At 37.7% G+C, this 17,007-nt stretch carries 16 protein-coding genes; 5 read left to right on the top strand and 11 right to left on the bottom strand.

Annotated features, from left to right (window positions below; translation table 11 throughout):
* Positions 1 to 30: 30 nt before the first annotated feature.
* The 8 genes from rpsO to WD048_02835 form a co-directional block, all read right to left on the bottom strand.
* On the bottom strand, positions 31 to 297 hold the full coding sequence (gene rpsO / locus WD048_02870) for a 30S ribosomal protein S15 (GenBank protein ID MEX0811131.1): 267 nt from the start codon (positions 295 to 297) through the stop codon (positions 31 to 33).
* A gap of 65 nt (positions 298 to 362) precedes the next feature.
* Positions 363 to 1,208 (bottom strand): acetyl-CoA carboxylase, carboxyltransferase subunit beta, encoded by an 846-nt coding sequence (accD, locus tag WD048_02865; protein ID MEX0811130.1) that lies wholly within the window; start codon positions 1,206 to 1,208, stop codon positions 363 to 365.
* A gap of 212 nt (positions 1,209 to 1,420) precedes the next feature.
* A complete protein-coding gene (locus WD048_02860) occupies positions 1,421 to 2,479 on the bottom strand; it encodes a class I fructose-bisphosphate aldolase (GenBank protein ID MEX0811129.1) in 1,059 nt (352 codons plus the stop codon).
* A gap of 129 nt (positions 2,480 to 2,608) precedes the next feature.
* Positions 2,609 to 3,142 carry a hypothetical protein gene (locus WD048_02855; GenBank protein ID MEX0811128.1) on the bottom strand — a complete coding sequence of 178 codons (534 nt, stop codon included), beginning with the start codon at positions 3,140 to 3,142 and terminating at the stop codon, positions 2,609 to 2,611.
* A gap of 206 nt (positions 3,143 to 3,348) precedes the next feature.
* On the bottom strand, positions 3,349 to 3,669 hold the full coding sequence (locus WD048_02850; protein ID MEX0811127.1) for a DUF5615 family PIN-like protein: 321 nt from the start codon (positions 3,667 to 3,669) through the stop codon (positions 3,349 to 3,351).
* On the bottom strand, positions 3,653 to 3,916 hold the full coding sequence (locus WD048_02845) for a DUF433 domain-containing protein (GenBank protein MEX0811126.1): 264 nt from the start codon (positions 3,914 to 3,916) through the stop codon (positions 3,653 to 3,655). The genes WD048_02850 and WD048_02845 overlap by 17 nt, the downstream gene beginning before the upstream one ends.
* Before the next feature lie 17 nt (positions 3,917 to 3,933).
* Positions 3,934 to 4,158 carry a hypothetical protein gene (locus tag WD048_02840; GenBank protein MEX0811125.1) on the bottom strand — a complete coding sequence of 75 codons (225 nt, stop codon included), beginning with the start codon at positions 4,156 to 4,158 and terminating at the stop codon, positions 3,934 to 3,936.
* Between the two features lie 260 nt (positions 4,159 to 4,418).
* Positions 4,419 to 7,334: a class I tRNA ligase family protein gene (locus WD048_02835; protein MEX0811124.1), complete on the bottom strand. Its 2,916-nt coding sequence runs from the start codon at positions 7,332 to 7,334 to the stop codon at positions 4,419 to 4,421.
* Positions 7,335 to 8,059: 725 nt separating this feature from the next.
* On the opposite strand from WD048_02835, the gene WD048_02830 reads away from it, so the two are divergent.
* Positions 8,060 to 8,536: an Lrp/AsnC ligand binding domain-containing protein gene (locus WD048_02830; protein ID MEX0811123.1), complete on the top strand. Its 477-nt coding sequence runs from the start codon at positions 8,060 to 8,062 to the stop codon at positions 8,534 to 8,536.
* Positions 8,537 to 8,877: 341 nt separating this feature from the next.
* Here WD048_02830 and WD048_02825 read toward each other — a convergent pair whose 3' ends face one another.
* Together WD048_02825 and WD048_02820 are read right to left on the bottom strand one after the other, a co-directional pair.
* Entirely contained in the window at positions 8,878 to 11,655 is a 2,778-nt protein-coding gene (locus WD048_02825; GenBank protein MEX0811122.1) for a response regulator, read from the bottom strand.
* 60 nt (positions 11,656 to 11,715) lie between these two features.
* The gene (locus WD048_02820; GenBank protein MEX0811121.1) at positions 11,716 to 12,159 is read right to left on the bottom strand and encodes a hypothetical protein; all 444 of its coding nucleotides are present in this window, start codon (positions 12,157 to 12,159) and stop codon (positions 11,716 to 11,718) included.
* An 83-nt stretch (positions 12,160 to 12,242) separates the two neighbouring features.
* Here WD048_02820 and WD048_02815 point away from each other — a divergent pair, with 83 nt between their 5' ends.
* Complete coding sequence (locus WD048_02815) at positions 12,243 to 12,731, top strand: helix-turn-helix transcriptional regulator (GenBank protein MEX0811120.1); 489 nt, start codon at positions 12,243 to 12,245, stop codon at positions 12,729 to 12,731.
* 42 nt (positions 12,732 to 12,773) lie between these two features.
* On the opposite strand, the gene WD048_02810 is transcribed toward WD048_02815, so the two are convergent.
* On the bottom strand, positions 12,774 to 13,544 hold the full coding sequence (locus tag WD048_02810; protein ID MEX0811119.1) for a hypothetical protein: 771 nt from the start codon (positions 13,542 to 13,544) through the stop codon (positions 12,774 to 12,776).
* 181 nt (positions 13,545 to 13,725) lie between these two features.
* Here WD048_02810 and WD048_02805 point away from each other — a divergent pair, with 181 nt between their 5' ends.
* The 3 genes from WD048_02805 to dgt all read left to right on the top strand — a co-directional run bounded on the left by WD048_02805 (position 13,726) and on the right by dgt (position 16,952).
* Entirely contained in the window at positions 13,726 to 14,739 is a 1,014-nt protein-coding gene (locus WD048_02805; GenBank protein ID MEX0811118.1) for a M42 family metallopeptidase, read from the top strand.
* A 23-nt stretch (positions 14,740 to 14,762) separates the two neighbouring features.
* Positions 14,763 to 15,512 (top strand): prolipoprotein diacylglyceryl transferase, encoded by a 750-nt coding sequence (locus WD048_02800; protein MEX0811117.1) that lies wholly within the window; start codon positions 14,763 to 14,765, stop codon positions 15,510 to 15,512.
* A gap of 66 nt (positions 15,513 to 15,578) precedes the next feature.
* Complete coding sequence (gene dgt, locus WD048_02795; protein MEX0811116.1) at positions 15,579 to 16,952, top strand: dNTP triphosphohydrolase; 1,374 nt, start codon at positions 15,579 to 15,581, stop codon at positions 16,950 to 16,952.
* Positions 16,953 to 17,007 lie beyond the last annotated feature (55 nt).

The raw sequence follows: 17,007 nt of genomic DNA, 5'->3' as shown, positions 1-17,007 counted from the left end.
GCCTTATAAAAATAAGACTCTTTTCAGGTATTACTTCCTTAAGTTTAATTCTTTGATCAGGGCTCTGTAACCTTCCAAATCTTTTTTAGCAAGATATTTTAATAATTTTTTTCTCTTTCCTACCATGTTGATCAATGAGCGGGTAGATGAGAAATCTTTTTTGTTGTTTTTCAAATGCCCAGTGATTTCTTTGATTCTTTCCGTAAAAAGTGTGATTTGGGCTTTGGTAGAGCCGGTGTCTTTTTCATTGGCCCCAAATTTTTTAAAAATTTCTTTTTTCTTTTCTGCTGTTATCATCTTCTATTAATTACTATTTACTGTATAAGCTGCAAAGGTAGCCATTATTCTATTCAAATGAAAAATTAATGAGAAAAGAAAAATAAGAGATCAGAAATTTTGTGCTTGAGTGTTTTACGCGTAACAATAAAATCAATGAAGCCGTGCTCTATAAGAAATTCAGAGCGCTGAAATCCTTCGGGCAATTCTTTTTTAATAGTTTCTCTGATTACCCTGGGACCGGCAAATCCGATCAAAGCTCCGGGTTCTGCAATAATTATATCTCCAAGGCTTGCAAATGATGCTGTTACACCACCTGTCGTAGGGTCTGTAAGAAGTGATATATAGGGCAATCCGGCTTTTGAGAGTTGAGTGAGTTTTGCACTGGTTTTTGCCATTTGCATCAATGAAAATGCAGATTCCATCATGCGCGCCCCACCGGATTTAGAAATAATCATAAGTGGAATTTCGTGTTTGATGCAGTAATCTACAGATCTGGCAATCTTCTCTCCTACTACTGAACCCATAGATCCGCCAATAAAGCTAAAATCCATGGCCGCTACTATCAGTTTTTGCTTTTCTACTTTTCCATACGCAACTTGTATAGCATCATTCAGTCCTGATTTTTCCTCCACATCTTTAAGCCGGTCTTTATAAGACTTAAGATCGGTGAAATCTAGAAAGTCTTTTGATTTCAAGTTTTGAAAATGCAACTTGTATTTGCCGTTATCAAATAAAAGCTCAAAATATTCGGAAGAAGCTATGCGCTCATGATGGCCGCATTGTGTGCAAACATGAAAGTTTTCTTTGAGTTCTTTTTGCGTAAAAGTAGCTTTACATCCTGGACATTGATACCACAATCCATCGGGAGCTTCCTTTTTCTCTCGTGTAGATGTAGTAATCCCTTCTTTAATTCGTTTAAACCAGCTCATATTTTTCCCGCTACTTTATGGGGCTAATTTCAAAAAAATAAACCGCAATTTTTAAAACAGCTGTTATTTATAGTTCAAACTTTGTTAAAAATATTGTTCATCAGCTTGTTCGAACAAATTTATATCCGCACCATTCAAAGCTGAAATATTAAGATAAGCTATTCTTCTTTAGATTTAACCAATTAATTATCAACAAGCCAAGCTTGCTGGTTTTATGCTATTGTGATTTTCTTTTCCAGGTACACGTCCTGTATGGCATTGAGCAGCTCCACACCTTCTTTCATTGGGCGTTGAAAAGCCTTCCTTCCTGAAATCAATCCCATTCCTCCTGCCCTCTTGTTGATTACTGCTGTAGTTACAGCATCTTTCAGATCGGAAGCACCTCCTGAAGCACCACCAGAATTGATTAAACCATTGCGCCCCATATAACAATTGGTCACCTGGTAGCGACACAAATCAATCGGATGATCAGAACTGAGTTCTGAATAAACTTTATCGTGTGTTTTTCCAAAACCGACAGCTTTATATCCACCATTGTTTTCAGGCATTTTTTGCTTGATTATATCTGCCTGAATGGTTACACCAATATGATTGGCTTGTCCGGTAATATCGGTAGCCACATGGTAGTCTTTTCCATCTTTTTTGAAGTCACTGTTGCGCAGGTAACACCAAAGTATGGTCACCATGCCGAGTTCATGTGCGTATTCAAAAGCCTGTGCGACTTCCTGTATTTGGCGATTGGATTCTTCAGAACCAAAATAAATAGTAGCACCAACTGCTGCTGCTCCAAGATTCCATGCTTCCCTAACACTGCCAAATGAAATCTGATCAAAAGTATTGGGATAAGTCAGCAATTCATTGTGATTGAGCTTTACAATAAAAGGGATTTTATGGGCATATTTTCTTGAATTAGCTGCTAAAACCCCAAATGTAGAAGCTACGGCATTACAACCTCCTTCAATGGCAAGTTTTACAATATTTTCAGGATCGAAATAAATTGGATTGGGCGCAAATGAAGCACCTGCTGAATGTTCTATTCCCTGGTCAACAGGTAATATAGAGACATAACCGGTTTTTGCCAGACGACCGTGGTTATATATCTCCTGCATATTTCTCAGCACCTGTGTATTGCGATTGCTCAATGCAAAGCTTTGATCTACAAAGTCTGGACCTGGCAAGTGTAGTAAGGATTTATCTATGGTCTTACATTCGTGATTTAGAAGAGTATCAGCCTCTTTCCCCAATAATTGTCTAATGCGATCTGCTGACATGTTTTTCGATTTTAGCTGGTTTTTGTAAAATTATGCGCAAATATAAGGATTCAATCCACTCTACAGGAATAATTTACGCAGCTTTAAATATGTTCTAAAGGTATCTTTTTTGAGCAGAATGCTTCTCAATTACTTAAATTTCAGTTTCTTCAGCATTTTGTGAAAATATTTCTCAGATTCATCACTCAGAAAAACCATTACCAATTGGTATTGCATCTGATCTTTAAAAAAAACAGCATAGCGCGCCTGCATATCATTTTCCAATTTCATGCGTGATTCATGGCCAACCACACCAGAATGTTCAGTACCCCGCATATAGACCAGTTCACCTTCCATGGCATTCGAAAAATTATAGGTGGCATCAATACTCATATCTTCGGGATCTTCTTCTGATAAGTCATTTTTGTGTTTTCGCGCATAAATAAAAAAGGAAAGAAAATTGTGTTCGCTGGAAAGCTGCAGTTCTTTACCAAATATATCTTCCGTGATTTTCACCTGGTGTTCAAGGGGCAATTTACATTTAAAGCTAAATTCCTTCGATTTATATTTCTTCCATTTCAGGTCGTAATCGCTGCTGTATTCTTGGGTAGATTGGGCTTGCAGTTGTGGATGAATCAGAAAATTCAAACAAAAAGAGAGTGAAAACAGGTATAAAATTCGCATAGTTTACTTTTTATTTTACCCTGACAATGAAAATCACCATTTTGGTATTCTCCATTTCATGATAAGATATTGATTTTCATTCGTCAAATTATGTAATTACTTTTCAATTGCATAATGCGGGTTTAATAGAACGCAGATGACATTGATTGTTATAATAGAGTAGGCTTCAATCTGGGAGATGCATTAGAAAATTTCATTTATTCAGATTACTTAACAATATTAGCACCATTTTTTAATCCTTTTTTGATAAGGTTCAAAATTTTGGGAGTAAAGGCTTTCAAGGTAAAATAAGTATTGTCGCTGGCATCAATCAGGATGACAGATATTGGATATTTAATGAAATTTTGCTGGTATTGAAGATTTTTATTAAAAGTAAGCAGCACATCAAATCCTTCTTTTATCATTAGCTGAAGTAGTTCCCCGTTCTTTTTTCCATTCCACTTTTTATCACTTACTGTATAGATTTCATGGTCATGAAAATCTGTTTTTAATCTTTTTGGCAAGTTTTCATCAATCAATATTTTCATAAATATTGTTCAATTTTTCAGAACTGAAAATTTTATTGGCCATTTTCAATACACCTAAAACCTGAGCTTTTTTTACACTTGGATAGTCTTTTAAAAAATCAGCAATACTTATACCTTTTTCCAAATGCCAAAATAATGTTTGCACAGGTACTCTTGTGCCTTTAAAGACAGGCTGACCATTCTGTATTTCCTTATTGGAAATTATAAATTTTTCAGGAATATTTTTATTATATGACAATACACTCATAATCTGGTTTCTTTGAATTAAGCCGATAATTTTTTGTCTGAAATGTTTTTAAAGCGGTGCTCTACCCTGAAATATTTATCGGGTTGGGTTTTCTTGTTGGTTTCAGGAATAGGAAAGCCTTTTTCGATGAACTCTATAGTAGAATTATCAGGAATACTGTGAATTTGAGAAGGGTCTTTTACAACTTCCCTTATAAAATCAAATGTTAAAGAAATATTGCGGTTGATGTCTTTAGTTTTCATTTTGTTTTATGAAGGATTGATTCATATTGAACAACAATATCATTGATTTCTACATTCTCTGTCTTAATCTTTATTCTAAGACATTCGTTCCCAGCCTCCTCAAGAAATTTAATAAATTCTTTATCTGGCAAAACATTGAATTTTCCTTAAAATTAAGAAAAATGAAAAATAGTTTGTTTTGTATTACAAAGTCTGAAAAAAAATCAGCGATTATCTGCACAATCAGCCTTATCCCTGCCTTTACCGTAGGCAGGTGTGTTCTATCCAACCACAATATTCACAATCCTGCCGGGGACAAATACGAATCGCTTGATCTCTTTGCCTTCCGTCCATTTTTGCACATCCGGATTTTCGAGCACAATTTTTTCGGCTGCCTCCTTGCCCATATCCAGTGGCAATTCCACTTTGGCCCTTACCTTTTTGCCAATATTAATGGGATATGCGTAGCTGTCCTCTTTCAGGTATTTTTCCTCAAAATCAGAAAAAGGCGCATCCGTTACCGAGCCGCTTTCCGCAAAAACTTCCTGCCACAAATATTCCGATGTATGCGGTGCAAAAGGTGCTATCAGTTGGCTTAGGGTTTTCAATATTTCCCGCTTGTGGCAGTTTTGATCGTTGAGTTCGTTCACACAAACCATAAAGGCACTCACGCAAGTATTGAAGGACAAGCGCTCCACATCTTCCCGCACTTTCTTAATGGTTTTGTGCAGTGTTTTTAATGATTCCTCGGAAGCCTCCCCGTCCGAAAGGATTAATTTTTCATCTTGAAAAATCAATCGCCAGAATTTGCGCATAAACTTCGCCACGCCATCTATGCCCTGTGTATTCCAGGGTTTGTGTACATCTATGGGCCCCAAAAACATTTCGTACATGCGAAACACATCCGCTCCGTATTGCTCAATGATATCGTCCGGGTTCACCACATTGAACTTAGACTTGGACATTTTTTCTACTTCTCTTTCACAAATAAATTTGCCTTCTGAATTTGGTATACAGATTACTTTTTTTCCTTGAAGTTTAGTCAAATATTCTTCAAATGATACTAAATCATTAATAGAGCTATCTGAATTAAGATAACAAATATCAACTCTAACCCTAGAGATACTCTCAAATGGATAATCGCCAATTTTCACTGAAGATGAAAGGTTAACAACTTCATAGCCTTTACTTTCAATCCATTTTTTCACATTGTCAATATCAGGCTTCTTATTTTCATTAAACTCATCATGAGAAAAAGCTAAAACCAAATCAACATCTTTTCCTGCTCTAGTAACTCCTGATACAGTATTAATAGACCTAATTAAAGCACTCATCCCCTGAATCATCCCTTGATTGATCAGTTTCTTAAAAGGCTCCTGTATGCTGACTTTGCCAATATCATACAAAAACATTTGCCAAAAACGGGCATACATCAAATGGCCTACGGCATGTTCTGCCCCGCCAATATAAAAATCCACTTGTTTCCAATATTGCTCTGCTTTAGGATCTACAGGGCCTTCTGTAAAATCAGGATTCATATAGCGCAAAAAATACCAGCTCGAACCTGCATAACCGGGCATGGTGTTCAAATCCAACGGATGGCCTTCATAAGTCCAATCTTTGGCCCGACCCAAAGGCGGTTCGCCCGTTTCGGTGGGTTTGTAGTTTTCAATTTTGGGCAATTCCAAAGGCAATTCCGATTCGGGCAGGGTTTTGGCAATGCCATTTTCATAATACACCGGAAAAGGTTCGCCCCAATAGCGTTGGCGGCTGAAATTGGCATCTTTCAGGCGGTAATTTATTTTTCTTTCTCCCAAAGCTTTTTCCTCTAAAACAGAAATGGCTTTGTCAATGGCAGCGGGAACTTCCATTCCGTTCAAAAAATCAGAATGGATAATTTTGCCCACTTTATCCGCACTGCTCGCATCGGGATATTCAGATTTATCGACCACAGGAATGATCTCTATTCCAAATTTCTCGGCAAAAGCTTTGTCTCTGTCATCATCGGAAGGCACGGCCATTATGGCTCCGGTGCCGTAGCCCATCAAAACGTATTCGCCAATCCACACCGGGATTTTTTCATCGGTAAAGGGATGCACCGCATAAGCCCCGGTAAAAGCCCCGGTTACTTTTTTCACTTCCGATTGGCGTTCCAAATCTGAACGGGAAGATACGTATTCCAAATATTCGCCCACTTCCTTTTGCTGATCGGGCCTTGTGATTTCCTTTACCAAAGGATGTTCGGGCGCCAGCACCATAAAAGTTACCCCGAAAATGGTATCGGGGCGAGTAGTGAAAACCTCGATTTTTTCATTGGAATTTGCCAAATGAAAAAATGCCTGTGCACCTTCACTGCGGCCGATCCAATTGCGTTGTTGCTCTTTCAGGCTTTCCGGCCAATCGAGTTGATCCAGCCCATTCAGCAATCGCTCGGTATAGGCAGTAATCCTCAAAAACCACTGTCGCATGGATTTGCGCATTACCGGATGTCCACCCCGCTCGGAAACACCATTCACTACTTCGTCATTCGCCAGTACCGTTCCCAGTGCCGGGCACCAATTGACCATGGCCTCCGCCTGAAATGCCAAACGGTATTGCATTAAAATATCGGCCTGTTGTTTTTCGCTGTAATTGTTCCATTCATCTGCCCCAAAAGTTTGCTCGCAGGCAGTGGCCGCATTCAGCCCTTTGTTTCCTTCCGATTCAAAAATCTGTTTCAATTTTTCTATGGGCTGTGCCTTGTTTTCGTCTTTTGCATACCACGAATTAAACAATTGAATAAAAATCCACTGTGTCCATTTGTAATACTCGGGGTCGCTGGTTTTCACCATTCTGTCCCAATCAAAGCTAAAGCCAATGGAATCCAACTGCTTTTTGTACCTCGCTATATTGTCTTCCGTTGTCTTGGCCGGGTGCTGACCCGTTTGAATGGCATATTGTTCAGCAGGCAAACCAAAAGCATCGTAGCCCATCGGGTGCAATACATTAAAGCCACTTTGCCTTTTGTATCGCGCATAAATATCAGAGGCGATATAGCCCAGCGGATGCCCCACGTGCAGCCCGGAACCCGAAGGATAGGGAAACATATCGAGTACGTAATACTTGGGTTTTTCCGTATTGTTTTCTACTCGGTAGGTATTGTTTTTTGACCAATAATCTTTACTGAATTGCTCTAAAGCGGCACTTTGGTATTCCATGCTTTTTCTTTTGGGGTAAATTTTAGAGCTTCAAAGTTAAGCTGCTATCCGCTAAAAACAAGAATGTTTTGTGGAATGCTTGTAATACGGCAATTTCGCCATCGCTCGAAATTCCAGCTTCTTATATTATAACCTGAGTTCGGAAATTATTTATTGCTCAGAATGCCAGATAATTTTAAACCCGAATTATGCTTTGGGACTTTGTCATGCCCGCCCGAACGTACCATTTCGGTACGGGCAGGAAGCTTGAAAGCACAATAAAATCAGGCTGTTTGGAAATTTTAGCATAGCATCGCTATGGTGAAATTGAAAACAGCAACGAAGTGTCTGATTTTGAAGTGATTTCATGCTGCAATAGATTTCCTAATGCATATTTCGGGTTAAAACCAACTCCAAAACCGCTCCTTCCCCACTCTTCATGATAAAAAAAGGGCTCCGAAGCGTTAACCTCGAAGCCCAGGGAAAAATGAACCAAAATATCGCTGTTGGGGAAGGGTTCGAACCTTCATGAGGCGGTTAGCTTCGGTAAACCGATGTTTATCCCGTAATCCTCACCCCTGAGACCGAAGGGCATGGCTGCCTGTTTCATCACCCAACAATTATTAAACACAAATGTAGTAAATAGCGTGTATTATTGAAACTAATTTATTAAATTCATAAAAAATTTCGTTTTTGTTTAGTTTTTTAGCTTAACTTTAAATTTTATCAAAAACTGCACTTTCAAAATGGGGAAAAATTATACAATTGATAATGTTGACCGGCAAATTTTACATTTACTGATGCAAAATGGGCTTATGCCTTATTCGGAAATTGCGAAAAAAATACACGTTTCAAGTGGAACTGTCCATGTAAGGCTTAAAAAAATGACAAATTCAGGGGTGATTAGTGGCAATCAATTAATTGTTGACCCAGAAAAACTCGGATTTGACATTACTGCATTTATCGGTGTTTACCTCAAAAAGAGTTCGCTTTACCAAGAAGTGCTCAAAGGAATGAAAGAAATTCCCGAAGTGGTGAGCTGCCATTATACGACCGGCAACTACAGCATGTTTGTAAAAATACTGTGTCGTGATACCAATCACTTAAAAGCAGTATTGCACGATAAACTACAGGAGCTCAGTGGGATTGATCGCACTGAGACATTTATTTCCTTGGAAAGAAGTATCAACAGGCAAATAAGCCCAGACTTGTCGGAGGATTAGTACCCTAGGGTTCAACTTCAATCATTTTTTGGCAGAATATTTTTCATGCCCATGAAAAGCCTTGTAAACATTGGTCGTTCAGAAGGAAATTATTTTATCCCGCATTATGCAATTGCATAATTTGACGAATGAAAATCAATAACTTATCATGAAATGGAGAAAACCAAAATGGTAATTTTCATTGTCAGGGTTTACCAAATTTATTCAGGTCTGTTGAGGAAGCCAATGTAGCCACAAGGCATGCCTTGTGGCTACATTGGCTACTGAGGGGTTATGGTTGACATTGCCTCTTTGGTTCTGGCTTGTCCAGATTAGATATTGACAAAGAATGCTGAAGTTGGTCATCTTCCAAAATACTTTTTAAATATATCCTGCAGATTTACCCGGCTTACAGGTTTTGCAAGAAAATCATTCATACCTGCATCCAGGCATTTTTGTTTGTCTTCAGGCATTACATTAGCTGTTAGGGCTATTATCAGTGGCTCATTTTCCAATTTCAGCTGACGAATTTCCATTGAAGTTTGAACTCCGTCTTTTTGCGGCATTTGCATATCCATAAAAATCAGGTCATAATCTTTATTCTTAATTGCAGAAATCACTTCCACACCATCTTCAACAATATCTATTTTATAACCCAGGTTTTCTACCATTTTTTGCATCACTTTTTGATTAATGGCATTGTCTTCAGCAAGCAGGATTTTTAAGTCAGCCTTAAATTCTGATTGCAAAGGCTTTGACTCAAAATTTGTTTTTACCTGATCGATAGTTGGTTTTTCAGAGGGTGTAAATAATTCTCTTAAATGCTCCAGTAAAACAATATTGCGCAAGGGCTTATTGATAATTCTTAATAGGTCATTTTGTTGATTTTTCTTCAATTTGTATTGTGGCCTTGCAAGAATTAGCATAGCATTCAAATGATGCACATTTTTCAAAACACTATCCAGTTTATCTATGTGATCTAACATATCAATATCAAACACTGACACATCAAAACTTTGACTTTGCTCAATTTTTAAAAAGTCACTTACATTGCTTGTAATCTCAACCTTGAAATCAAAATTCTTTTGTAGAAAAGTGGACAAAGCTTCTGCCACCTCATTTCTCTTCATCCCAATGAGCATGGATTTTTTGCTAAAATCAAATTCTGAAAAGCGGCTGTCTTTATCTATTTTCCGGGTGATAATGTTAAAATAAAATACAGAACCGCTGCCAAGCTCACTCTCAACACCTATTGCTCCATCCATTAAATGCACTATGCGCTTGCAAATCACCAACCCAAGACCTGTACCTCCAAAACGCCTTGAAGTACCTGTGTCTACTTGAGAAAAAGCCTTAAATAACTTAACACGCTTTGATTCAGGGATCCCAATTCCGGTATCTTCCACTTCAAATTTAAGATCACAAGTTGCTCCATTTATTTCATTATTGCTTACACGAATATATATGTACCCCTCTTTTGTGAATTTAAGAGCATTATTTACCAGGTTTACTAAAACCTGTTTCAAACGCCCTCCATCAGACATTATATGTTCAGGAACATCATCTTCAATATGATAAAACATATCTATGCCCTTTTTATTAGAAAGCGCAGAAGTAATAGCAAACACATCATCTATTACTTCGTAAATATTAACTTCACTGTTCTCTATACTTAGCTTTCCGGACTCAATTTTAGAAAAATTCAATATATCATTAATAACAGCCAGAAGATTTTTGCCTGAAATTTTAATGGTATTCAGATACTCTTTTTGTGTTTGGTTTAGTCTTGTTGTTTCTAGCAAATCAGCCATTCCAAGCACACCATTCAAAGGGGTTCGGATTTCATGGCTCATTGTAGCCAAAAAATCAGATTTGGCACGGGCTGCTTCCTCGGCCTGTTCTTTTGCTTTGCGCAGGGAAAGTGCAAAACGAAAAGTCAATATCAATGATTGAAAAGAGATAAAACCGGAAAAACCCAGGAAAATATACAGCGGTGAAGTTTGTATAATGTTTCGAAAACCCAATATATTTAACCATACAGCAATTCCAAGAACTGCAATACTCAACAGTGCATAAACAGCTCCTGATCTTTTATTATACACAGCTCTTGAGTACACATAAATACAATATATTACAAAAAACAAAATAACGAATAGGAAATACTGCCCAGCCCAGCTAAAAAACCAAACCGGTGTGAAAATCACAATCCCACAAAAAGCCAAGCTAATAGCAGCAAATCCCCTGATAAACCATTTTTTATTTTCCTTTGGATACAATGCATTTATAAATCGGGTGAATATAAACACCAGGAAAAAAAGCGTGAAATACTCCATATGTACAGTTATCCGCCAATTAATATCCGGAAGCAAATGGTGTAGGTGATACTGTGGATCTGAAGCCAATACCCTGTATATAAACACAATACAAAATATTGAGAAGTATAAAATTTCTTTTTCGTGCTGTTTCAATACATAAAGCGCTAAAAAAAAGAACCCGCACATTAAGAGAATACCTGTCAATAATAAATTAAGACTTACGATCAATTCCCTGTGATCGGAAATATATGCAGCATTGCCCAAAATAATCGGTTTTGAAATTCCACCTCTGAAATGATCAAAATTGGAAATCTGCAAAACCAGTTTTAGTGTATCAGTATCAGCAAAAAATGATTTGTTTTGGGGCAACCAATGGGGCTCATAGTCTTTTTTATCTTTTCCAACTTCACCATTTTCAGCAAAAACTTGATCGTTTATAAACAGTCTGTAACTACAATATGTGGGAGGTAGAGAAAATGCCAGCAACGGGGCATTACCATGATCAATATATACATCCAAAGTATAGGTAGCATAACCATATGCGCTAAATGAAAAATCAAGTTGCTTGTGGTGTTCCCATGTTTTTGTCAGCTCTGTATAATAATCGGGTTCAGGATCAGCACTTAGTTGTGTTGGATTAAGCAATTGCATCCAGTAAAAACCCCATTCTCCATCAAGTACCACTTCTTCATCATTTTGAAAATCATGGTCTCTCAAGTCCAATACAGCTTTATTATCTGCCCCAATTGAGGTAGAAACAAAAAACAAAAGGCAACTGAGCAATATAATCAGTCGCCTTTTCAAATAAAATACAGTGATATACATTTGATGAATTTACATTATAGCCATATGAATCACCACCAAAGCAGCTCTTTTCCTATGGGTTTATTTTGGCTTCACATATTTTCGGTTTTTATAAAATTGAAAACCAAGGAACAAGCTCAACAATGAATATCCAAACAATTCCAAGGTAAGAAGAAAATACAGTGTTGCAGCACCTATTTCGCTATCCTGAAATTCTACAGGTGTAAGTGGAGCGGAAAACAAACTGTGTAATATTAACTCACTAATAACCAAAACGATCGAGGCCGTAAGTGCAAATACACCTCCAAGCATTAAGGTTTCAGTTAATTTTAATTTGCCTCGCTGGTGAAAATGACTTCTAAATAACAAAAACACCGGGATTACAATTAAAATAGTCTTTCCAATATTGTGGAGCATCAAGGTATTCTTTCCCATAGAGCCTAATGTCAAAAAATAAGCCGCCATTAATAATGCAGAAAATAGTCCTGTTAAAATTCCTTTTTTTAAAATGCTAAAATCATTCATAGTAATCGTCTTTTTGTTTAATTAATAAACACTACCTTGTTTTAATTGTTCATAAAATAAGCAATTCATCTTATTTTTCAAATATGAAACCCCTTTTTTCTAAAAATTTAAGCTTTTTAAGAAAGCGAAAGCAACTCAGTCAGTCAGCTTTGGCTAATGCTTTAAATTATACACGCAGCAATATTGCTTCTTATGAATTTGGAGGTTCTGAGCCGAATATCAAAAGGCTGCAGGAAATCAGCCGTTTTTTTGATGTTAGTTTGGATGCATTGCTGGGCAGCAATATAGAAAAAGCAATGTTTGACAATCGCCTGAAAGAAAAGCCAATTAAAGACCATGAAGAAATTCCAGAACACTGGGAAAAATCAATTCGGGAGTTTCAATCAGATTGCGCTGAAATTGAATCCATCCAACAGGGCATGAAACAATTTTTGCAGTTTAAGAAAAAGAAATGGAACAATCCCGATCCAGAAATGAGTGCCCTAATTCAGGAATATGAAAAACTCATTGACCTAATGGATTTTCTACTTGAAAAGAGTAATGCTCTGGTAAAAAACAAAAAAGGGAGCTAAATTAACAACTCCCTTTTCATCAAATCAATCATTCACAATTAATTATTTTTTATCGCCTTTCCAGAATTTCTTCTGATCTGAAAAACTAGCCAAACCTAAAGTGAGCTTAGCATAAAATCCTGAAGGAGCATAATTCGGTCCATTATTTACATCACCTCCATTGTGTCTCCAATTGTCATTTTCAAGTGCCAGTTGATAACCTACCTTCACTCCCATCAATAAACCTTTACTTTTCATTTTACTCTCATCAGCACCATCTTTGTCCATCTTTTTTCCACAATCGAGAATATAGTCAAAGCCTAAACCAAAATCCATTAGGAAATTGCGCTGTACCAGGTCAAAAGTCGTTCCCATTGATTCTCCATCTACAATTTGAGAAGCATCAATATCTTGTTGTCTGTCAATTTGAATTTTAGTGCGATTTGCTCCAACTCCTACCATTGGGTACAATTTAAATTTCGACTTGTCCAGCACTGCATACCCAAATTGTGCCAATCCACTGTACAAACGAGCATCAATAGTAATTGGATCAGAATTTTTCCTGAAAATGCTGCCATAAGAATTTGAGTTTCTGGCCATATTACCTTCAGCCCCAATTATAAATCCTTTGAAATGACTGCGTAAATTAATGCTGCTTGAAATAAAATGATCAGTAATAGGATCTGCTCCAATGGGTGTTATATTGCTCAATCCATTGCTGTTAATAAAAGAATAACCTTTTGAAATAGTTAAAGCATGTCCGTATGAACCCTGTGCTGAAATGCTGAGATTAATAAAGACAAATGCGCTTAGGAATAAAATTAATTTTTTCATGGCGTAGTATTTTAATTTTTGTTTATGACTTTACAACAAGCTGAAAAGGAAAAAGTTGTATGATAAGGAGGAAAATCACTTTAAAATACAGGCTTATTTTTTTAGAATGCACTTCCAACGGAAAGATGTATAGCTAAACCCCTCAACAATCCGTAAATTCGCCAAAAATCACACACTATAAATGAATACCAAAGCATTAAAAGAATTAATAGCAATCGATTCACCAAGCGGATATACCCGTGAAGCAAGCCAATACGTATTTGATTATTTAAAAAACATGGGCTGGAATCCTGAATTCACCAACAAAGGTGCTGTGAAATGCAATTTCGGACAAGAAGCAAAATTGTCCATAGCAGCACATGTTGATACATTGGGTGCAGTGGTAAGTGGCATCAACAGCGATGGCACACTGCGCTTCAGCAAAGTGGGCGGCCCTTCGCTCAATGCTTATGAAGGAAGTTACGTACGCATTAGAACCTTGGAAGACAAGTGCTATGAGGGCACACTTTTGCTCAAAGACCCTGCTGTGCATGCCAATAACAAACAGGGCAAAACAGAAAGAAGTGAAGAGAACATGTGCATCAGAATTGATGAAGAGGTGGATTCAAAAGAATCCGTTGAAAAGCTTGGAGTCAGCCAGGGCGATTTCATTTGTTTTGAACCTTATTATACTGAGCTAGACAGCGGTTTTATCAAATCTAAGTTTATGGACAACAAAGCCGGTTGTTTTGTATTGATGGAATTGGCGAAAAATATCAAAGCATCTGGTAAAAGCTATCCAGTAGAAATTTTCTTTTCAAATTATGAAGAAGTGGGGCATGGCGGTACAGTTGGTTATGGAAGTGAGGTTGATGAATTATTGGTCATTGACATGGGCGTGATTGGAGAAGCCTGTTCCGGGCTGGAAACCACCTGCTCTATTTGTGCCAAAGATTCCAGTGGCCCCTATGATTATGAATTCAGAAAGAAACTCACCCAACTGGCCCAAAAAAACAAAATTCCCCACCGGGTTGATGTTTACCCTTTTTACGGATCAGATGGATCTGCTGCTTTGCGAGCGGGCAATGATTTGCGCGTAGGACTTATTGGCCCAGGAGTATCGGCATCTCATGGTATTGAGCGCACACATAAAAAAGGCATCCAGGCAAGTATTGAACTCTGCGAAGCATACATTAAAAGCCGTTTTGGCAACTGACCATGTATCCAAGCTGGCCGGGCATGGAATCGATCGATCTGGGATTTTTTCAAATTCCGGTTTACAGCTTGCTTTTAGCCATTGCTTTACTCTATGGCAGTTTTGCACTTTACTTTTTTGCCTACAGGGAAAATGCACCTACCGATAAAATGAGTGGTCTGCTGATTTGCTCTATTGTCAGCAGTTTAGTCTTTGCCCGCTTCGCACATGTGTTTTTATACGACTGGAATTATTTCAAAACCAATTTATGGGAAATCCCAATGGTTTGGGAAGGTGGACTTGCCAGTCATGGCGCTGCAATAGGCTTTATCTTTGGAGTTGTATTTCACACCCGGTTTTGGGGCAATATCTGGTACTGGTGGATTTTCGACCGCATGGCCATTGCCATTCCTTTTGGTGCAGCCATTATTCGGCTGGGAAATTTTGCCAATAGTGAACTCTACGGGAAAATAAGCAACTGCGCATTTTGTATTGTATTTGAAAATGCCGGTTCTTTACCTCGCTACCCTGTTCAATTAATGGAGGCAGCTGCATATCTTTTGCTTGGCCTTATACTATATACCTTGTATTTCAAAAAATGGAAAATCACGCATTTGGGCATCTACACAGGATTAATGCTGACAAGCATCAACATACTGCGCATTGCACTGGAATTTTTCAAAGCATCCGATTCAGTTTTTTGGGGGCTTAATACCAGTCAATTGCTCTCCATTCCATTTTTATTTTTGGGACTACTATTGATGTTTGCAGGATATGGGAAACGCTTAAATTAAAATGGATTCATACTTAAATTAGATGCTTATTTTAGAGCCTTCAAACAAGCAAATCAGCAAGATTAAATGATGCACTGGAACAATTGTTTTACCAATAAAAGACTGGGACAAGCTGAGAACAGCCAAAGCGACCGCTCTGATTATGAGCGCGATTACGACCGGATTATTTTTTCATCAGCATTCAGAAGGCTGCAAAATAAAACACAGGTTTTCCCCTTGCCCGAACATGTATTTGTACACAACCGCCTGACCCATTCTCTGGAAGTGGCAAGTGTAGGCCGTTCCCTTGGGGAAATTACCGGAAAATACATCAGTTCACTACCCGAAGTGAAAAAAGATAAAAAAGCAGTGGATTTTTATCAAAACCATTTAAAAAGTGTTGTTGCCGCTGCCTGTTTGGCACATGATCTGGGCAATCCTGCATTTGGACACTCTGGAGAAGAAGCCATTTCAAAATATTTTATTGAAAGAGGTGAAAAGGATAAAAAATTCAAAAAGCGATTTACTGAAAAACAATGGGCTGATCTTATAAAATTTGAAGGCAATGCCAATGCGCTGAGAATACTTAGCAAACAATTCAAAGGCCGTATGCCCGGAGGTTATCAACTCACCTACCCTACTATGGCCAGTATTTTAAAATATCCCTGCGCTGCTTATCAGAGAGATAAAAAAAAGCTTCATCTGAAGAAATACGGTTACTTTCAATCAGACAAAGAAATTTTCAGCAATATATGCCGGGAATTAAATATGATTCCAGACCCGGAAAACAAAGGCGCATTTTTACGGCATCCATTTGTCTTTCTTGTAGAGGCTGCCGATGATATTTGTTACAGCATTATTGACTTTGAAGACGCGCACCGACTTGGCATTTTAAGTACAGCAGAAGTCATCAATGCTTTTACAGCTCTCATCAGCTTGAACAAAAATGAAGACCAAGATAAACTACAAAGCAGGTTGAGAGTTTTAGAAGCCGACAAAAACGAACAAATTGCCTATTTGCGCGCAAAATCCATCAGCACCCTGGTGCAAATGGTTTGTGAAGTTTTTCAAAACAATGCTGATAAAATCCTTAAAGGGCAATTTAATACTTCCCTGATGGATGGAATAGAAATAGCAAGGAACGTGCTAAAAGACATTGAAAAGACATCAATCCATCGCATTTACAATTATAAAAGTGTGATCAAGATTGAAATGGCGGGTTTCAGGATTATGTCCGGCCTGATTGAGGATTTTACAGAAGCTGCATTAACTCCTGAATCTGAAAGATTAAGCCGCCACGAAAAACTTCTACTGCTTATACCACTACAATATCATTTTGATGAAAATGACAGCGATTATGAAAAAGTAATGAGTGTGCTCGATTTTATTTCCGGAATGACAGATGTTTATGCGCTTGAGCTGTACAAAAACCTGAGAGGGATTGATATACCAAATATATAAATGAAAAAAGCCCGTTTCTCAATTGGAAAAACAGGCTCTTTAAAAGTATTTTACG

The sequence above is a fragment of the Chitinophagales bacterium genome (assembly GCA_040877935.1).
GTDB lineage: Bacteria > Bacteroidota > Bacteroidia > Chitinophagales > CAIOSU01 > JBBDNB01.
This window is presented reverse-complemented; position numbering and strand designations above follow the sequence as displayed.

Excerpts from the sequence above, each read along its gene's own strand:
- rpsO (MEX0811131.1), bottom strand. The coding sequence starts at position 297 with ATGATAACAGCAGAAAAGAAAAAAGAAATTTTTAAAAAATTTGGGGCC.
- accD (MEX0811130.1), bottom strand. The coding sequence starts at position 1,208 with ATGAGCTGGTTTAAACGAATTAAAGAAGGGATTACTACATCTACACGA.
- WD048_02860 (MEX0811129.1), bottom strand. The coding sequence starts at position 2,479 with ATGTCAGCAGATCGCATTAGACAATTATTGGGGAAAGAGGCTGATACT.
- WD048_02855 (MEX0811128.1), bottom strand. The coding sequence starts at position 3,142 with ATGCGAATTTTATACCTGTTTTCACTCTCTTTTTGTTTGAATTTTCTG.
- WD048_02850 (MEX0811127.1), bottom strand. The coding sequence starts at position 3,669 with ATGAAAATATTGATTGATGAAAACTTGCCAAAAAGATTAAAAACAGAT.
- WD048_02845 (MEX0811126.1), bottom strand. The coding sequence starts at position 3,916 with ATGAGTGTATTGTCATATAATAAAAATATTCCTGAAAAATTTATAATT.
- WD048_02840 (MEX0811125.1), bottom strand. The coding sequence starts at position 4,158 with ATGAAAACTAAAGACATCAACCGCAATATTTCTTTAACATTTGATTTT.
- WD048_02835 (MEX0811124.1), bottom strand. The coding sequence starts at position 7,334 with ATGGAATACCAAAGTGCCGCTTTAGAGCAATTCAGTAAAGATTATTGG.
- WD048_02830 (MEX0811123.1), top strand. The coding sequence starts at position 8,060 with ATGGGGAAAAATTATACAATTGATAATGTTGACCGGCAAATTTTACAT.
- WD048_02825 (MEX0811122.1), bottom strand. The coding sequence starts at position 11,655 with ATGTATATCACTGTATTTTATTTGAAAAGGCGACTGATTATATTGCTC.
- WD048_02820 (MEX0811121.1), bottom strand. The coding sequence starts at position 12,159 with ATGAATGATTTTAGCATTTTAAAAAAAGGAATTTTAACAGGACTATTT.
- WD048_02815 (MEX0811120.1), top strand. The coding sequence starts at position 12,243 with ATGAAACCCCTTTTTTCTAAAAATTTAAGCTTTTTAAGAAAGCGAAAG.
- WD048_02810 (MEX0811119.1), bottom strand. The coding sequence starts at position 13,544 with ATGAAAAAATTAATTTTATTCCTAAGCGCATTTGTCTTTATTAATCTC.
- WD048_02805 (MEX0811118.1), top strand. The coding sequence starts at position 13,726 with ATGAATACCAAAGCATTAAAAGAATTAATAGCAATCGATTCACCAAGC.
- WD048_02800 (MEX0811117.1), top strand. The coding sequence starts at position 14,763 with ATGGAATCGATCGATCTGGGATTTTTTCAAATTCCGGTTTACAGCTTG.
- dgt (MEX0811116.1), top strand. The coding sequence starts at position 15,579 with ATGATGCACTGGAACAATTGTTTTACCAATAAAAGACTGGGACAAGCT.